Here is a 17128-nt window from a genome sequence, read left to right as displayed (position 1 = left end):
AGATCTGAAAAACGGCGGGCCCATGGCCCGCCGTTTTTTTTACACCTGAGAAAATCCTTTCACGTCAAAATTTTGCAGCCTACCCCTCAATTGGTTTAACCTTTCTATCATACTAAAGGCGTACCCGATGCCGGTCGCCACTCAAAAGTCAGTGCAAGATCCACTTTTCCGGCGGTGCGAGGCAGTTCAGGCCGGAGTTAAATGGGGCAGTGCGTGAAACCATTCAATGATGGCTGTGCAGCCAACGATGAATTTCAGTCGGCGAATAGTGGTCTACAGCGAGGTGAACTGGTCAGAGACCTGCTCAGACAGCGGGTTCAGCTTCCGCCGATTCCGTCTGATTCACTGGCCCGGCCCAGGCTTGATGGCAAGATCTCAGAAGCGCTGAATCCCAGAAGTGTTCTGTTTATAGAGGCGCCCTGTGGCTACGGAAAATCCCATGCCGTGGTGAATGCGCTTCGCAGTGCAGAAATGACTGCTGAACAGGTTCGATGGGTTGCCCTTAACTCTCAGGACAATGCGCCCTCCCGTTTTCTGACCTTGCTCGCCACCGCCCTCGATCTCCCCGAAACGCCGGAGCAGGGCTTGCAGAGTGGCGCGACCTTCTCGGATATCCTGTCAATGATGCAGGTGGCGCTGGCCCGCAAGGGTTCAGATCAGCCAAGAGTGCTGGTGCTGGACAACCTCCAGAATCTCAGCAACCCCGCCGTCGTGGACCTGCTTCAGCAATTGGTTATCGATTTTCCGGCAGGCTCCTCCATCGTGCTGATTTCGCGCAAGGCATTGCCGTTTGAAACACACAGCCTCGAGCTGGAAAACCGTTTTGTCCGCATTGGGCCGGAAGCGTTGGAATTCTCTCGTTCAGAAACATTTGAGTTTTTCCGGCCGGCCACATCAAACAGTGGGCTGACCAGCGTGGCTGTCGACAACCTTTATGACATGACCGAGGGTTGGGCAACGCCATTAGCGCTTTATCGTCGAGAAGTTTTCCAGAATGTTGAAAGGAAACCGATTCAGGAAACGCCCAGTGTTGAGCGGTTTCTCAAAGAATCGGTCCTTGGCACTCTGACACCGGGCCAAATGCGCTCCATGCGCGGCATTGCCGAGCTTGAGCTGTGTTCCGATGAGCTGTTCCTGGCGCTTGAGCCCCTCCTGCCTGAAGCGGGTTTCGTTCCTTCCCAGGCCGTTGAGAGGGGGCTGCCGCTAAAGTCCATGCCGGGTCGTGGTCGCTGGTACCGCATCAATCCGTTGCTGCAGGAATGGTTGAAATCGCCGGTGATGGCCGGCTATTCGGAGCGCATGCTCCAGGCCAGTCGGTGGTTTGGTGTGCGTGACCAGTTCCCGGAAGCGCTCAAGTACGCCCTGTTGGCCGGCGATGCCGACGAGGTAATCCGCATTGCTTCCGAGGGGTCAGAAGCCCTGTTGCTGGGGCAGGATACGGCTTCACTGCTTCGCCTCCGCAAGAGTCTACCCGCACAGCTGCTGGAACGGAGCGTGCGGCTCAGGATCGTCTATAGCTGGGTTCATGCGATTGGTGGACAGTTCCGTCAGGCGCGAGCCTTGATAGAGGGCCTGGCTGAGCCTGACCTGAAAGAACAGGCTCCGCGCATTTGCGCACTAAAAGCCTTTATTCTGCGCGGAGAGGGAAGTGTTGGCCCGGCCCTGGAAATGGCGGATCGGGCCCTGGCAGAGGGTGAACTCAGTACCCAGGGCCAACTGGTTACCCAGATGGTCCGCTCCAGTGCCCTTTGTGCAGCAGGTAGATTCCAGGAAGCACGCGAGGCGAATCGCGCTGCCTCGAGACTGGCCAGGGAAGCGGGCGATTCCGGTTCTGAAGCCCTGGCGGTTTATGCCCATGCCCGGATTGAACTAGGCAAAGGCGCACTGAAACACGCCGAGCAGTTACTGCGCACTGGCCTTGATACCGCCATGCAGGAACTGTCTCGCCCCGCCCGAATTGGCGAAACCCGACTGCAGTTGAACCTCGTTCTGGTGCTCTGGCATCAGGGGCGGGAAGCCGAAGCAGACCGTTTGCTGGTTACCTGCGGGCGTCACGCGGAACAGACCCGCGATCTGGGCCTGCTACTGGCAATGACGATCCGCGTACTCATGTGCCGGGCCCAGGGCAGGCTTGAAGACGCTTTTGTCTGGATTGGCAGGGCCGAGAGAACCATGCATTCCTGGCAAGTCGACGAATCGCTGTTTGTACCGGTGCTTGAAGCACTGAAGGCAAATTGCTGGCTGGCCCAGAACCAGATCGACAGTGCCGATCAGGCTGTTCGTAAGTTGGCTCCATATCGGGAGGCTGGCTGTGTGCCTGAGCTGTTCCCAATGATGCCAGGGCTTCTGGACTGCCTGCAGGTGCGGGTTGATCTCGCCCGTGGTGACCTGATCCGCGCCCGGGAGACTCTCCAGGGAATCCGTGAGCGTTATCAGGGCGCGATTCCGTGGGGCGTGGAGATCCACATGCGTCTGCTGGAGGCGGTGATTGTGCTGGATGAAAAGGGGCCCGTGGTTGCCGTTAAGATTCTGTCCAACGTTGTTACCGAGGCGGAGGCAGAACACTTCATCAGTCCGTTCAGGGAGCTGCGGAATGAGCTTCAGGAGTTGATGGCAAAGGGCTTTGGTCAGTTGCCGGACAGTGCTTTCAAAGAGGCGCTGGGTGAGCTTTTCGAGTTGCGTGCCGGCTCAGCCGGTGCTGACGCTCTGGCGGAACCGATCAGCGAGCGGGAACAGGGTGTGCTTGAGTTGATTGCCAAAGGGCTGTCAAACCAGGAAATTGCCGACAAACTGCACATTTCCCTCCACACGGTGAAAACCCATGCCCGCCGGATCAATGCCAAACTGGAAGTGAAATCCCGGACTCAGGCTATCGTCCGGGCCCGGGAGTTGGGGCTGCTTTAAGCGCCTCGATTCGCGCATCCTTCTCGGCCCAGATCTCACTTACCCAGCGCTGGAATGCGACTCGGGTTTCCCGGTTGTTTTCGTAATCCATTCCCAGAAACTCGCCGGGTATTTCGCGCGTCCGCACATCAATAATGATCCTGCGGATCCGCCCACACAGATAATCCCAAAAGCCGGCGCGGCCGTCCGGATACACGATGGTGACATCCAGCATGGTGTGGATCATTTCGCCCATAGCGCCCAGTACAAAAGCCGTTCCGCCTGCTCTTGGTTTCAAGAGGTGCTTGTAGGGTGAATTCTGGCGATCATGTTTCTCGGGTGTAAACCGCGTGCCTTCCATAAAGTTGAAGATGGTCACCGGTGTGTAGCGAAACTTTTCGCAGGCGGCCTGGGTGGCCGCCACATCCTTGCCTTTCAGCTCCGGGCGTTTTGCTAACTGCTCCTTGGTATGGCGGTGCATAAACGGGAAATCCAGTGCCCACCAGGCAACGCCGAGCAACGGCACCCAGATCAGCTGTTTCTTCAGAAAGAACTTCAGCAGCGGGATCCGGCTGTTGAGCACGTACTGAATGGCAGGAATATCGGCCCAGCTCTGGTGGTTGCAGGTTACAAAATACCAGTGCTCCCGGCTCAGATCCTTAACGCCCCGCACATCCCAGTCGACCTTGTGTAACAGATCCATCAGCAGATTGTTGAAACCGATCCAGACCCACGCGATGGTGTTGAGTACCACCGTGCAGCCCTTGCGAACGGACGTGATCGGCAGCACGAGTTTCAGCAGGGCGAATACCAGAAGAACCGGAAACAGCACCAATGTGTTACACAGGATCAGCAGGGCCGCCAAAGTCCCCTTCAGCGGCGCGGGGAGAAAATCGAGCATGGGGTAGGGTCTCTAGCCTTCAGCCGGGTTCGTGTTCAGTGAGGATTGGCGGGGCAACAACCCGTTTGGTGCGTCCGTCGAGGCCAGTTGCTCCAGGCTGCCGGGGTCGAGGTTACTGACGACGCTGCGGAAATTGTCATCATAGAACTCAAGGTTGTTGTAATGAATCATTGCCCGGATCTCTTCTATATACTCTTCGCCCCGTTCGGAATAGCCGAGCAGGCCTTCAGCCAGTTCCAGGCCGGACAGAGGCGTATCGTTTCGGCGATCCTTGAGGCGAACGTCCCGCAACAGCTGGTACGTGGGGTGGCGGTTCAGGTTCTGAATATAGGCGCGAACCGACCGGTACGGTGAAGAGAACTTCGCCACTTCATGGCTGGCGCCCTCAGCACGCCCGAGGGGCACCAGGCCACAGCCCTTGGAAAAACACCACTGGCCGAACAGATTGTTGCCCTCGGTCGCAAAGCGGGAGGTGCCCCACGCTGATTCGTTGGCAGCCTGGGCCAGGATCAGTGACGGTGGAATCACATCCAGACGCTTGCGTAACAGGGAAAATTGCTCCTCGCTGCCCGGCTCGGCGTCCACTCTCAGCCTCTCGGATTGCTGCGCCAGCCAGTTGTATTCCTTGCTGGTCAGGGTTTCCTTGTCGGAAAGACTGTCGAGGTAGTCGCGTTCAATCAGAATCCGGGAGTTGGCCAGGACAATCCTTGGATATAGAAACGAAAAGAACGCGGCTTTCTTCTCAGTTGTGTCGACGTATTGAGAGAAATCCGGAAGGTCGTCGTTGGCCCAGTGCGGCAGTGGTGGCAGGGAGGAAAGGGCAGGTTCGGAACCCGAGTTATCAGAATTGCCCCGGTCAACGCTCGCCTGTGGCGTATAGAACCCGCCCCCGATCGCAAACGCGATCAAGGGAACCATCAACATGGCCGCACGTTTACCTGCAGACATAAAACCTCTCGTAAAAGTCGATATGGCAACAATTATAACAGGTTATACGTAAGCGTCTGCCTGTTGGGTTTTGTCGGATGCTGCCGGGCTCAGGGCAATCTCGTGGCAATCAGGAGGCCTATCTGTTCCTCGCTGGCCTCGGTGGTTCGGAATCGCAGGTAAAACTGATCCTGGCTTGCTGTGTGAAAGCCATCGAGAACGAGGCTTCCGCTGGTGAACTGCACCTGCCCACCGCCGGATTGGGTGTAGGTCAGGGCGATGTCCGGCAGGCTCTCAAGGGCCGGTTTTGTCACTGTCTCGTTATCGACAGAATGGGTGCTGGTAATTGCTACCGGTGACAGTGTTGCGGCACTGGAGGAGTCGATGGTCAGCAAGGCATTGTCGAAATGCCGGAGCCGGTTTGTATCCGGTGTCAGGGCCAGGGCCACGCCCTGAAGCCGGAACTGGCCCGTGGCCGGTGCACTGTTGGTGGTTTGCTCGCTAGCCACCAGGAGTCCGTCACCCAGTGGGCTGTCGTCCAGGTTAAATGCCATCAGGGAGCCGTCCGGTGTGCTGGCGCCTACACCAATATCTGGTTGTTCGAAATTTCCGGAGGCGGTGGTGATGTCCAGGTTCAATCGACCAATATCCGCATCGCCATTGCTGAGCCGCGCAGTGCGGGAACTCACGGTCCAGGAGTCTGTTCGGGAGCCGGTGGGGTCCGTGGTGACGGTGCCCGAGTTGCCGCGCTGTACCGTTGTATAGCTCTGGGATTGGCTGACCGTGCCGCCATTGATTTGCCACTGACCAATACCGGCTTCGATGGTCAAAGGTGCCGTCCCATCGCTGAACCGATTTGCCAGGTAGACAACGTTGTAGTCCCGGCCGTTCAGAGTGCCAGCGTCAAAGCCTTCCTGTCGCAGCAGGTTTATCTCGAGAACAGACAGATACTGGTCTTCCAGCGTAGTGAGCCGCTGCAACTGATCGCCCTCAGCTTCCAGTTCAATGGCCTTGCCGGCACTGAAATAGCCGCTGATCACCCGGTCAGGCCCGGTGGTTTCATCCACCGGAGTGCTGGTGAAGGCATCCAGGTAGTAGGGATTCCGGGTCCAGCCAATGATTTTGGAGCTGCCACGACCGGTAATACTCTGGTAAAGGGCCCGGCCAGCCAGTAACCGAGTGTCTTCCAGCAAGGTGGCAGCCCCGGGAGAGGAGGAGTGGGTGTTACGTTCCCAGTTCTCGGAGCCGCGCACAAAGAAATTGTTGCCATCCTGATGAATCAGGGTTTCCCGATCGTAGGGGATATCGTTAGCCAGGGACGTAACGCGAATATTGAAGGCATCGAAGCTGGTAAGTGTCAGGGCCGGGTAGACATAGCCGGTGCCGTTATTGTCCGTCAGCACCTCTTCCTGTGCCGTACGAACACCCCATTGCCCCGATCCGCTGAGGGAGGATTCCAGAAACGTTTGCCCCAGTTCCATGCCCAGAAATACCGCGTTGTAGTCCGCCGAACTTGCGCTGATCTTGCCCGAAGAAGTTTCGTCCAGCACGGCGTAATCGGCCATGGCGCTTACGTACCGGGCAAAGTCTCCCCGATTCTCGAGGACATCCAGGGCGCCGCCCAGGCCTATATTCGAGGGAATATCAATTTCAAAGTCGTGCACCTGATCGGCCAGGGTGGACCACACATATTTGTTCAGGCACAGCTCGCCACCGGCATCGGCAACGCAATCCATTATGGTCTGGAACTCACCGGCCGTGTAGCTGCTGAGGGTGTTGCGTATCAGATACTCGGAGAAAGGATTCACCTTCACATCCCGGTCGGCATCGGCGGCCAGGGCCCGCATGCGGGTATTGCCGTAAGTGGCATCGATAATCACATCCGGCCCCAGGGGCAGGCCATCGGTAAACTCGATAATGGTGAAGCCTTCGCTGTCGGTGCGCGTGGAAATCGAGGGTTCATCCAGCACAGACAGGGCCTGATTGGTGTAGTAAACGCTCACCCTTTCCGGCTGAACGATTCTCAGGTTTCGGCGGGTAAGCTCGCCCTCGCTGGTGACTCCATCCGGTACCTCCATGGTCACCCGGACTTCGTTGCTGGCAAGCCCACCTGCGTTGTTGGAATCGCCGGTGCTACCAGAGCTGAAATCATCAACCGGATTCTTGTTTCCAGCGAAATCGTTGGGTTGGCTGGCCGCGCCTTCAATGGCGTCTTCGCCGCTTCCGCAGCCGGTGGTGAGCAACAGAGTTGAGGAGAGTAGTAAACCGAGTGTGAAACGCATGCCTGGCTATCCGTGCAGAAAATACAAGCAAACAGTCTAACAGTCAGATTATCGGGAAAGCGTGAGGAAAAGCACGAAAGGGTTATGGCGCAGATGCGTTGCGGAGAGAACGTAAAACGGGCCCAACAAGCCGGGCCCGTTTCGGAGGGGCTGGAATCAGAAGAAAATCTTCATGCCCGCCATAACGCCCTCATCGAGATTGACGTCTCGTGAAGAGTTCTCAATATCGGTGTTCAGATAACGGTAGCCGGCAAAGAGCTCGGCGTTGCGGATAACCCGATAGCTGCCACGGAGTTCCAGGCTGGTCAGATCGTCGGAATCGCCAAAGGACAGGATGCTCGGCGCATAGTGCAGACCACCGGTAAATGACAGGCCGGGAACATTCGGGATATTCACGGTAGCGAAACCGCCGAGCCCCAGCGCTCCGCCATCTGCACGGCTCTGATCCCAGAAGATACCACGCATCCCGATACCCGCGGTGGTGGGCAGGTTACCGATAGCGGTGCGGCCCTGAGCGTGGAAATCGGCATTGAAAATGTCGCGGCCGCCTTCGTGATAGGTGTAACCGGCGCCAAGCTGGACATCATTGTTGGTGTTGAAGAAGCTAACCTGGCCTTTCACCGAATCGTTGGTAAGGCTGAGATCGGCATCCGCCGCAAATGCCGGCGCGGCCGCCAGTGAGAGAACCAAGAGAGAAATCCGGGACGCTTTCATATGTGTGCACCTTCGTTACGTTTTTAGCAGAATTGCCGGTATGTTAACGGGGTGTACCAGGCCACTCAACTTAAATGCCAGTAAGTCCCCGTTAACTTTCGTTTTTCGCAGATCAGTGCCGGGTGGTCTCACCGCCCTGGTCCAGATCCTCCGGTGATGCATTTTCTGCGGGTACCCGGTATTCCTCGTTGGCCCAGGCCCCCAGGTCGATCAGTTTGCAGCGCTCGGAACAGAATGGGCGCCAGGGGTTGGTCTCGGTCCATTCCACGGACTTTTTGCAGGTTGGGCATTCAACGTTCATGGTTGCCTTCGGGGTTTGGAAAGGTGTCTGGATGTCTGTGCCCGTACGTCAGGAAGAAGCTTTCAGGAGGCAGCAGACGCCTGACAATATTGTTCCAGTACTGCCCGCAGCATTTCAATATTGACAGGCTTGGCAACGAAAGAATCCATACCGCTCTGGCGGCAGCGCTCTTCGTCTTCTTCCATAGCGCTGGCCGTTAGTGCAACCACCGGGATTCGTGCGCGGTTATGGGCGGTCTCCCACTCCCGCAGGCGGCGGGTGGCTTCGAAACCGTCCACCCGGGGCATCACGCAGTCCATGAAGACCAGGTCGAAGGGATGCCACTGCCACAGGCTGGCTGCCGCCTCGCCGTCGTTGGCGGTCATCACGTCGCAGCCCAGTTTCTCAAGCAGCCTGCGGGTAAGAGTGCGGTTGACCGGATTATCCTCCACCAGCAAAACCTTCATGCGACCACAGGGGAGTTCCCGGCGCCGCGCCGTGTCGGTAACCGCCTGCAGTGAGAACCGGGTCAGGAAACGCCGTTCGTCCCTCGCGGCATCAACAAACAACTGGTTGAGAATCGGAGTCAGGCAGGATTCTCGCAGAGATTTGCTCAGGAAGGCATCGGCACCGGCCTGGCGGAAATGTTCGGCGTCGCCCCGTTGCGGGTTGGACGACAGGATCAGCAGACGCATGTCTGCCCAGAGCGGATTGCTCCTGATTTGACGGCACAGCAGATCGCTGTCCATATCCGGAACGAATCCATCCAGGATGATCGCGTCGAACGGCTGCTGGCCATCGAACGCCGTACGCAGGGACGTCAGGGCCTCGCCGGCAGACTTCACCGCCTCAATGTGGACGTCGTGCCGGGACAGCATTTCCAGGGTGATTTTGCGGGATAACTCGTAGGAATCCACCACCAGAATCCGGCGATTCTTCACCATCCGGGTATCTGGGCGAACCCGGGCGGCATTCTCCGGGGCAATGGGCAACGTGAGTTCCATCCAGAAAGTTGAGCCCTCCCCGGGGCGGCTTTCCAGATCCATAGAGCCATCCATCAGGCCAACCAGTTGGCGGCAAATGGTGAGGCCCAGGCCTGCACCGGGGAGCTGGCGCTGGAACTGCTGGCCCAGTTGCACGTAGGGCTCATAAACCAGGGGAACGTCTTCCGGATTGATGCCCACACCAGTGTCTTCCACCGCAATGCGAATGCGCGCCCTGTCGTCCCGGCGCCCCAGCACCTCGATACTGATCAGCACATGGCCGGAATCGGTGAACTTGATGGCGTTGGAGGTGAGGTTCAGGAGGATTTGGCGGATTCGCACCGGGTCGCCTTTCAGGGCCCAGGGCAGGTTCTCGTCGATTCGAAGTTCCAGTGCCAGACCCTTCTCCCGGGCCCGGGAACCGAGCATGTGCACCAGATCATTGAGGGTTTCCCTCAGATCAAAAGGAATGTCATCCAGTACCAGCTTGCCAGCTTCCATGCTGGAGATGTCCAGTAAGTCATTGATAATGGCCGAAAGGCTCTCGGAGGCACTCAAGAGTGTTTGAACGTATTCCCGCTGCTCCTGGTCCAGGGGCGTGTCGGTCAAAAGGTTGGCGTAGCCCAGCACGGATTGCAGAGGAATGCGCAGTTCGTGGCTGACATTGGCCAGGAACTGGTTCTTGGCGTGGTTGGCGCGTACGGCTTCGTCACGCTCACCCTGGGACTGGATCGTGGTCTGGCGCAGGGAGCGGGTGTCCTCGAGGATTTGCAGGCGCATCTTGTTCAGGGCCTGCTCCAGTTCCGAGAGCTCGTCTGGCGTTTTCCGGGTTTTGCGTCTGAGTTTCAGCGGGTCGACCAGCGCGTCCAGATTCAGCCGGGCTGCGTAATCTGCCATGGCTTCCAGGTGCCGGGACAGCGTTAGACGAACGATCACCAGCAGCCCCAGGGTCCCCAGCATCACCACGATTGATTGGAACAGCAGGTTCAGCAGGGCGCGGTTGCGCAGGTCCGTGTATATCTGGTCGATGGAGGAGGTAACCGTCAGTGTGCCCACATTTTCCGGGCTGCGGGTGCTGGAGCGGTCGAACACCAGGGGGAACGTCTGAGAGAGCACCCGGCCTTCGGGGTAGGTACCGGTCGTGAAGGTTTCGCCGGTGCTGGTCACCACCCGACCATACTGGACCGCGGGCACCGCCTTCATATCATCCAGGGCGTTGGCCACCTCGCTGAAATTCATCAGCCAGATGTTGTTGCTCATGCTTCCGGAAACCAGCTCGGTCGCCCGGGTCTGGTCGTTCAGAAGGTCATTCTTCCGCCGCTCGAACTCACCAATCAGCTGAACGCCGGTGGCCACCAGAGAGAGAAACACGCTGAACAGTAATACGTAGGCGAGCAACCTTGCCGCCAATGGCCGTATTCCCAATCGTTTGAACAAACGTGTTGAAGGCAAGGCACATATTCCCTGTGTCGACTACAAAATCACCAGAAGCAGTTTAACAGACCGTCAGCACTTCGACACGTTTTCGTGAATGATCATTCACGAATCGGAATCGCACGTTCAGGTCGTAAAGATGCGCCCCGTAGATGCGTTCTTCTTCCCGCCCTCTGCGAAAAGAGGGCCTGGGATCGTAAGCGACCACATCCTCTATAAGGGGGCGGAGTTCCGGATAGTCTTCCGGTGAAAGTTGACGGATCTGCGCTTCCGCTTCCGGCAGAAAAACCACCTCCAGCCGTTCCGTGGGCGGAGAATCTGCCCAGCCAAGGGTGGCTTCGGGCACGGAATCGGCGAAGGGCAGGTAGGGCTTGATGTCGAGAATTGGCGTGCCTTCGATCAGGTCATGATCGCTGATGCGCAGGATAAGCTCGCCGTCCTTACGAATCAGCCCTTCATTGCGGACCACGGACAAACCGAGACTGTTGGGGCGAAACGGTGAGCGACTGGCAAATACACCCATCTTGCGGTTACCGCCTAGCCGGGGAGGGCGCACCACGGGCCGCCATTCTGCCCGCACCGCCTCGTGAAACTGGAAGGTCAGCCACAGGTGGCTGGCTGTCTCCAGCCCCCGAAACGCATCTTCCCGGTCAAACGGTGGCTGAATGATCAGGTCGGCCCGGGCATGACGGGTCAGCCCAGGTTGGCGCGGCACCCCGAACTTGTCCCGGAAGCAGGAGCGGGTAATGGCAATTGGCGTGAGGGTAAGGGCCTCGGCCGCCGGCTTTGAGACGTGTCTTGGCATTACAAACGATCATCCTCGATAGTACCGGAGAAAAACATCTCTACCCGGAACACCACAGACGCCCGGTCTTTAAAGCTATCTTCCCTGGGGAATTCCAGCGCAGGAATCAGCTCCGCGTAAAGCCAATTGCTGTGGAGCCGATAGCGAAATGTGATATCGGTGAATGCAGAAGTTGTGCGCCAGGAGGGTTTGCTTTCTCCCAGCAGGCCTAGTCTCGGCGTCACGACCAGCCGATTATTCATGCGCTTGCGCATGCTGAAGATCTGGCCCGCCACGAATTCCTTGTCGTTGTGCACCCATTCCAGTTCCGAAGACGAGCGGAAATACCAGTCATTCCCAACCGGGCGACCAACGCCAACCCAGGTTCGCTCGCCCCAGCCATCCTGATGAAAATAATAAAACCGCTGTTGGGCGTTCAGAACCCACTTGTCGTCAAGCCGCCAGCGCTTTTCAGCCGTTGCCCGCCAGAAAGCATCCGGAGGAAGCCGAAGACGCACACCCACGTCATTGGAAAAGTTGATGGCATCGCCAATTTGGGTCAGGTAGCGCAAAGCGCCCGTGGCTTCTGTATCAGATCGCTCCGGCTCGGTAAGCTGGCGGTCCCTCTGGCGCTCTCCGAGAGGAATCAGGTCCTCGCTTTCGCTTTCGATAACCAGGCGCAGTTTGCGTCGGGTGGTGGGAATGTCCAGCCGAAATCGGGCCTCCGGCTCAAACTGTGCCGGGTCGCCATATTCAGATTCCGTTGCAAACCCAACGCGCAGGTAGCTCTCATTATTGGGTAGGCTCTGGGCGCTCCCGGAAAGGGTCCGGTCTGCCCACTGGCCAACCGTCTGGACCTTCTGCCCGTGGAGGCGCTCCTGTCGCAACACCCAGTTGCTGAATTTCAGCCAGTAGGAATCACGCGGATCGGCCCAGTACTCATCTGGCTCAAACGTGTAGAAGCCGATGGGGAGCTGGGCCGGAGACAGAATCTCTGCCACAGAGCGCTCCTGAACCTCAAACACCGGCTCGATGCTGTGGGTTGGGGAAGAGAGTGTCAGGAAAAGTGCAGCCGCAAGACCTGTAAAACGAGGGCGGAAAAACCAGTCAGCCAAAGTCCACCAACAACCTTTCATGCAGCTCCCGCACCTGACGCGTTACATCATCCAGAGGGCGGTCATTATCAATCACCTCATCCGCCCGCGCCAGCCTATCCTCGCGGGAAATCTGCGCCGCAATAATCCGCTCAACCTGCTCTCGGGAATTGGTGTCCCGGGCCATGGTGCGTTCGAGTTGGACGTCTTTGGGTACATCGATCACGATAATGCGGTCAACCAGTTCGTGCTGATCGGTTTCGAGAAGGAGAGGGGAGACCAGAAGCACATAGGGGAGCTGGTAGTTTTCCTGATTTAATTGCCGAATCAATTCCTCGCGGATGATCGGATGCAACAGCGCCTCCAGCCAGGCCCGCTCTTCCGGCTCCTGAAAGACAATTGCGCGAAGCTGCGCACGATCCAGTGTACTCTCGGGCGTGAGAATCTTCTCCCCAAAGTGCTGTGCAATCTCAGCAAGCGCTGGCGTGCCCGGCTCAACCACCTCCCGGGCAACATCATCCGCATCCACCCAGTGAACGCCAAGCTCACCAAACAGGCGAGCCACAGTGGATTTTCCGGAACCAATCCCGCCGGTAAGGCCAACAATGTCCATGAATCAGACTCCCAGAAAGCCAAACCAGAACGCCTGAATCTCACTCCCAAACCACAAACAAATCAACCCCGCCGTCGCCAGATAAGGCCCAAACGGAATCGGCACCTCCCGCCCATGCTTCCTGAACACCATCAGGCTAATACCAACAACCGCACCAACCACCGAAGAAAGCAGAATCACCGCCGGCAACAACTGCCACCCCAGCCAGGCGCCGAGCGCAGCCAGCAATTTAAAGTCCCCGTGCCCCATACCTTCCTTGCCTGTAACCAGCTTGAATAGCCAGTAAACCGACCAAAGCGAAAGATACCCGGCCACCGCCCCCCAAAAGGCACTGTTGAAGTCCGTAAGCACACCGAAATAATTCAGTACCAGTCCGAGCCACATCAGGGGCAGAGTAATACTGTCTGGCAGCAGCTGAGTGTCGAAATCAATCACGGTTAGGGCCACCAGAGCCCAAACCAGCAAAAGGGCCCAGAGCGCCGACTCGTTCGGTCCGATGACAGTAATGGTCACCACGGAAAAAATCGCGGTGACTGCCTCAATGATCGGATAGCGGGGCGAGATGGGGGCTTTGCAGGAAGCACATTTACCCCTAAGAACCAGCCAACTGACCACCGGAACATTTTCCCAGGCCCGAATGCCATGGCCGCAGGAAGGGCAGGTGGAAGCCGGTTTGGACAGGGTAATCCGTTCTTCATCTTTACGCTGTTTTTCAGGCAGCTCCAGGAATTCCTCGCACTGGCAGCGCCAGTCCTGGTGCATCATTTTCGGCAGCCTCAGAATCAAAACATTCAGGAAGCTGCCGATGCACAGGGATACTAGAGTGACAGAAAGAAAAAGGAGCCAGGGCGTGGCGAGAAACGTATCCAGAGTAAACATAAATTATCCGAAAATCAGGCGGGGGAACTCGGGGTCAGAATAACGCTTTTCTCTGACCCCGCCTCGTAGCAGCGGGCCGTTTGAGCAGGCTTTTAGCCAACAACCTGACCCATCTGGAAGATCGGCAGATACATGGCAATGATCAAGCCACCCACCAGAACACCCAGAACCGCCATGATCATTGGCTCCATAAGGGCAGTCAGGTTATCGACCATGTCGTCGACCACTGCTTCGTAGTGCTCCGCCACCTTGGCCAGCATCTCGTCCAGGTTACCGGACTCTTCGCCAATTGCTGTTAGCTGGACTGCCATTACCGGGAATACGTCCTGTTGTCGCATGGATGCCTGGAGTTGGGTGCCGCTTGATACGTCGTTCTTAATTCGGTCGATGGCATCACGGTAAACTGCGTTGCCTGTTGCGCCTGCTACTGAGTCAAGTGCATCCACCAATGGAACGCCGGCAGCAAAGGTAGTTGAGAGTACTCGGCCGAATTTTGCTACAGCTGATTTGTCGAGTATCTCACCTACCACGGGCAGTTTCAGAACGTATTTGTCGACAATGTCTGAAAATCTCTGAGAGCGGCGTTTAGCCTCTTTAAAAAGGAAAATGGTTCCCACAATTCCGAGCAAGACCACAAACCACCAGCTTTGTAGCCATTCCGATAGTTCCACGACCATTTGGGTAAAGACGGGCAGTTCTGCCCCAAAACCCTGGAAAAGGCTCTCGAACTGAGGTACGACCTTAACAAGCAGAATGGCAGTAACGACAATCGCGACTACAATAACCGCGATAGGGTATGTCATTGCTTTTTTTACTTTTTTCTTAAGGTTTTCTGTCTTCTCAAGGTAAGTCGCAATTCGATCCAGCATCGCTTCCAGCGCACCGGCTTTTTCACCCGAATCCACAAGGTTGCAATATAGGTCGTCAAAATACTTGGGGTGTTTGCGTAACGCGCCTGCGAAACTGGTACCCGAAGAAATATCATTTCGAATACTCATAACCAGTTCCTGAAGCCCCTTGTTCTCTAGGCCATCGGCAACAATGTCAAAGCTCTGTACCAGTGGCACGCCCGCCTTCATCATCGTCGCAAGCTGACGAGTCAGCATGGCAATGTCGAAGGGGGTAATCTTCTTGCTACCACCGAAAAGCGGCTTGGGCTTCTTCTTGACCTTATCCGGAATAATGCCTTGCTTGCGAAGTTGGGCCTTAACCAGCGCGAGGTTGGAGCCTGTTAGCTCGCCCTTGGACTTATTGCCCTTTCGGTCTTTACCTTCCCAAACGTACGATTCCAGCTTCTGCGCTTTCTCTGCCATGCTTAATCCTTCGTCACGCGGTTGGCTTCCTCAAGACTTGTTACGCCCTCGATCACTTTCATAAGTGCCGATTGGCGCAAGTTACGGAAGCCCTCGGCCTGAGCCTGCTTTGCAATTTTGATGGAACTGGCTTCTTCCATAATCATGTTGGCCAGCTCGTCGGTAATCTTGACCACCTCGTAAATCCCGACGCGGCCTTTATATCCTCCATTGCATTTATCACAGCCCTTGGGGCGGTACAACGTGAAGCCTGTATCAATTTGTTCCTGTGTGAACCCCTCCTCCAAAAGCACGTCTTTCGGCACTTCGAAGGGCTGTTTACATGCGCTGCAGAGTCTCCGGCCGAGACGCTGGGCAATAATCAGGCTCACCGAAGTAGCGATGTTGAAAGAGGGAACGCCCATGTTCATCATTCGCGTGAGAGTCTCTGCAGCACTATTCGTGTGGAGGGTGGAAAGAACCAGATGCCCGGTCTGTGCCGCTTTGATAGCAATGTTGGCGGTTTCAAGATCCCGGATCTCACCTACCATGATCACATCGGGATCCTGACGCAGAAACGCGCGCAGAGCCTCGGCAAAACCCAGACCCACGCGGTTGTTTACGTTTACCTGGTTGATGCCCTCCAGGTTGATCTCTGCCGGGTCTTCCGCAGTGGAGATGTTGATGTCTGGAGTGTTCAGAATATTCAGTCCGGTATACAGTGAAACGGTTTTGCCGGAGCCGGTGGGGCCAGTCACGAGAATCATGCCCTGTGGCTGTTTCAAGGCATCCATGTACATCTGTTTCTGGTCCTCCTCATAACCGAGCACATCAATGCCCAGTTTCGCCTGGCTGGGATCAAGAATCCGCAAAACGATCTTCTCACCCCAGAGAGTGGGCAGAGTGTTCACCCGAAAATCGATGGCTTTGGTCTTGGACAGCTTCATCTTGATTCGGCCGTCTTGGGGTACGCGTCTCTCGGAAATATCCAACTGGGCCATGATTTTCACGCGGGCGGAAATCTTAGGAGCCAGCTTAATAGAGGGGCGAGAGACTTCTTTCAAAATACCGTCGGTGCGGTATCTTACCCGATAGACTTTTTCATAGGGCTCGAAGTGAATACCCGAGGCGCCGCCGCGAATCGCATCTAGCAGCATCTTGTTAACATACTTAACTATGGGTGCGTCATCCACCTCACTGGCAACAACGGCGCCATCGTCTTCCTGTTCACCACCCTCGGTTTCAACACCTTCAAGGTCTGAGTCATCCAGATCACCCATGGTGGTATCTTGGGATTCCAGGTACTTGTCGATAGCTTCCCGAAGCTTGGCGTCGTCCACCAACACCGCATCAGTGCTCAGGCCAGTGTTGAATTTGATCTCGTCCAGGGCTTGGATGTTGGTCGGATCTGAAACGGCAATGAACAGCCGATTTCCTCTTTTATAAAGAGGAAGGGCGTTGTGTTTACGGACAAGTTTTTCGTCAACCACCTTTTCCGGCATCATTTCTGGCATGAATGCGGAAAGATCTAGCACAGAAACTCCGAATTCCATGGCTGCCGAAAACGCAAGTTTGGAGCTATCTGCAAGGTTGTTCTGAGTCAGGTAGGTGATTAGCGGAATGCGGTTCTGTGAGGCCTGAAGAAAAGCATCTTTCGCCGTTGCTTCATCCAGCAGTCCGTCATCCACGAAGCGCCTCGCAAGGCCCGTAAGCGTGATATTGCTCTTATTGGTAGACATAAATTGAGTAAGAAATGCAGCCTAAGTTATTGAAACCGATATTCAGTCAATTTAAGTGAGTTTAGATGGCCTGCCACCGTTTGGAAAGGGCTCCGATCCATTGTGCGGCTCAAACAGGCGCCGGCGGAATGCTTACCTCGTGTTTCAATCCCGATTAATTAAGAATGGATAAACTTTCCTGGCCTGACAAATTTTGTCACCGACTGACGTTTCACGGTATCCGGCCTAAACTCCAGTTGAATACCCTCACGGGCAACGGGTAACGGTAACTAATTGGTTTAAAACCGTTAATGATCGAATTTATCATGAGAAGTCAGTTTTGG

Annotated in this window: 13 protein-coding genes; 1 reads left to right on the top strand and 12 read right to left on the bottom strand. The window is 56.3% G+C overall.

The features are described from left to right. Positions 1-201: 201 nt before the first annotated feature. Positions 202-2904, top strand: a complete 2703-nt coding sequence (locus NUW46_RS13540; protein WP_418140361.1) for a LuxR C-terminal-related transcriptional regulator — start codon at positions 202-204, stop codon at positions 2902-2904. On the opposite strand, the gene NUW46_RS13535 is transcribed toward NUW46_RS13540, so the two are convergent. The 12 genes from NUW46_RS13535 to pilB all read right to left on the bottom strand — a co-directional run bounded on the left by NUW46_RS13535 (position 2870) and on the right by pilB (position 16805). Next, positions 2870-3784: an acyltransferase gene (locus NUW46_RS13535; protein WP_222464943.1), complete on the bottom strand. Its 915-nt coding sequence runs from the start codon at positions 3782-3784 to the stop codon at positions 2870-2872. The two genes, NUW46_RS13540 and NUW46_RS13535, sit on opposite strands and share 35 nt — an antisense overlap. A gap of 12 nt (positions 3785-3796) precedes the next feature. Further along, positions 3797-4732 (bottom strand): glucosaminidase domain-containing protein, encoded by a 936-nt coding sequence (locus NUW46_RS13530; RefSeq protein WP_418140360.1) that lies wholly within the window; start codon positions 4730-4732, stop codon positions 3797-3799. Between the two features lie 89 nt (positions 4733-4821). Beyond that, a complete protein-coding gene (locus NUW46_RS13525; RefSeq protein WP_418140359.1) occupies positions 4822-6993 on the bottom strand; it encodes a hypothetical protein in 2172 nt (723 codons plus the stop codon). A 156-nt stretch (positions 6994-7149) separates the two neighbouring features. After that, complete coding sequence (locus tag NUW46_RS13520) at positions 7150-7707, bottom strand: YfaZ family outer membrane protein (RefSeq protein ID WP_418140358.1); 558 nt, start codon at positions 7705-7707, stop codon at positions 7150-7152. A gap of 112 nt (positions 7708-7819) precedes the next feature. Continuing rightward, entirely contained in the window at positions 7820-8008 is a 189-nt protein-coding gene (gene yacG / locus NUW46_RS13515; RefSeq protein ID WP_008170214.1) for a DNA gyrase inhibitor YacG, read from the bottom strand. Positions 8009-8070: 62 nt separating this feature from the next. Beyond that, on the bottom strand, positions 8071-10422 hold the full coding sequence (locus NUW46_RS13510; RefSeq protein ID WP_418140357.1) for a response regulator: 2352 nt from the start codon (positions 10420-10422) through the stop codon (positions 8071-8073). Positions 10423-10465: 43 nt separating this feature from the next. Then, entirely contained in the window at positions 10466-11209 is a 744-nt protein-coding gene (gene tsaA / locus NUW46_RS13505; protein WP_418140356.1) for a tRNA (N6-threonylcarbamoyladenosine(37)-N6)-methyltransferase TrmO, read from the bottom strand. Beyond that, positions 11209-12303: a hypothetical protein gene (locus NUW46_RS13500; RefSeq protein ID WP_418140355.1), complete on the bottom strand. Its 1095-nt coding sequence runs from the start codon at positions 12301-12303 to the stop codon at positions 11209-11211. The genes tsaA and NUW46_RS13500 overlap by 1 nt, the downstream gene beginning before the upstream one ends. After that, positions 12296-12895: a dephospho-CoA kinase gene (coaE, locus tag NUW46_RS13495; RefSeq protein WP_418140354.1), complete on the bottom strand. Its 600-nt coding sequence runs from the start codon at positions 12893-12895 to the stop codon at positions 12296-12298. The genes NUW46_RS13500 and coaE overlap by 8 nt, the downstream gene beginning before the upstream one ends. 3 nt (positions 12896-12898) lie before the next feature. Continuing rightward, the gene (locus tag NUW46_RS13490) at positions 12899-13774 is read right to left on the bottom strand and encodes a prepilin peptidase (protein WP_418140353.1); all 876 of its coding nucleotides are present in this window, start codon (positions 13772-13774) and stop codon (positions 12899-12901) included. Positions 13775-13866: 92 nt separating this feature from the next. Further along, the gene (locus NUW46_RS13485) at positions 13867-15087 is read right to left on the bottom strand and encodes a type II secretion system F family protein (RefSeq protein WP_418140352.1); all 1221 of its coding nucleotides are present in this window, start codon (positions 15085-15087) and stop codon (positions 13867-13869) included. A 2-nt stretch (positions 15088-15089) separates the two neighbouring features. Then, complete coding sequence (gene pilB, locus NUW46_RS13480) at positions 15090-16805, bottom strand: type IV-A pilus assembly ATPase PilB (protein ID WP_418140351.1); 1716 nt, start codon at positions 16803-16805, stop codon at positions 15090-15092. Positions 16806-17128 lie beyond the last annotated feature (323 nt).

The organism is Marinobacter sp. MA, assembly GCF_048298425.1.
GTDB classification, from domain to species: domain Bacteria; phylum Pseudomonadota; class Gammaproteobacteria; order Pseudomonadales; family Oleiphilaceae; genus Marinobacter; species Marinobacter salsuginis.
Note: the sequence above shows the minus strand (reverse complement) of the source record. Positions and strands in the feature narration are given on the sequence as shown.

Excerpts from the sequence above, each read along its gene's own strand:
- NUW46_RS13540 (WP_418140361.1), top strand. The coding sequence starts at position 202 with ATGGGGCAGTGCGTGAAACCATTCAATGATGGCTGTGCAGCCAACGAT.
- NUW46_RS13535 (WP_222464943.1), bottom strand. The coding sequence starts at position 3,784 with ATGCTCGATTTTCTCCCCGCGCCGCTGAAGGGGACTTTGGCGGCCCTG.
- NUW46_RS13490 (WP_418140353.1), bottom strand. The coding sequence starts at position 13,774 with ATGTTTACTCTGGATACGTTTCTCGCCACGCCCTGGCTCCTTTTTCTT.
- pilB (WP_418140351.1), bottom strand. The coding sequence starts at position 16,805 with ATGTCTACCAATAAGAGCAATATCACGCTTACGGGCCTTGCGAGGCGC.
- NUW46_RS13525 (WP_418140359.1), bottom strand. The coding sequence starts at position 6,993 with ATGCGTTTCACACTCGGTTTACTACTCTCCTCAACTCTGTTGCTCACC.
- NUW46_RS13530 (WP_418140360.1), bottom strand. The coding sequence starts at position 4,732 with ATGTCTGCAGGTAAACGTGCGGCCATGTTGATGGTTCCCTTGATCGCG.
- NUW46_RS13485 (WP_418140352.1), bottom strand. The coding sequence starts at position 15,087 with ATGGCAGAGAAAGCGCAGAAGCTGGAATCGTACGTTTGGGAAGGTAAA.
- tsaA (WP_418140356.1), bottom strand. The coding sequence starts at position 11,209 with ATGCCAAGACACGTCTCAAAGCCGGCGGCCGAGGCCCTTACCCTCACG.
- yacG (WP_008170214.1), bottom strand. The coding sequence starts at position 8,008 with ATGAACGTTGAATGCCCAACCTGCAAAAAGTCCGTGGAATGGACCGAG.
- coaE (WP_418140354.1), bottom strand. The coding sequence starts at position 12,895 with ATGGACATTGTTGGCCTTACCGGCGGGATTGGTTCCGGAAAATCCACT.
- NUW46_RS13520 (WP_418140358.1), bottom strand. The coding sequence starts at position 7,707 with ATGAAAGCGTCCCGGATTTCTCTCTTGGTTCTCTCACTGGCGGCCGCG.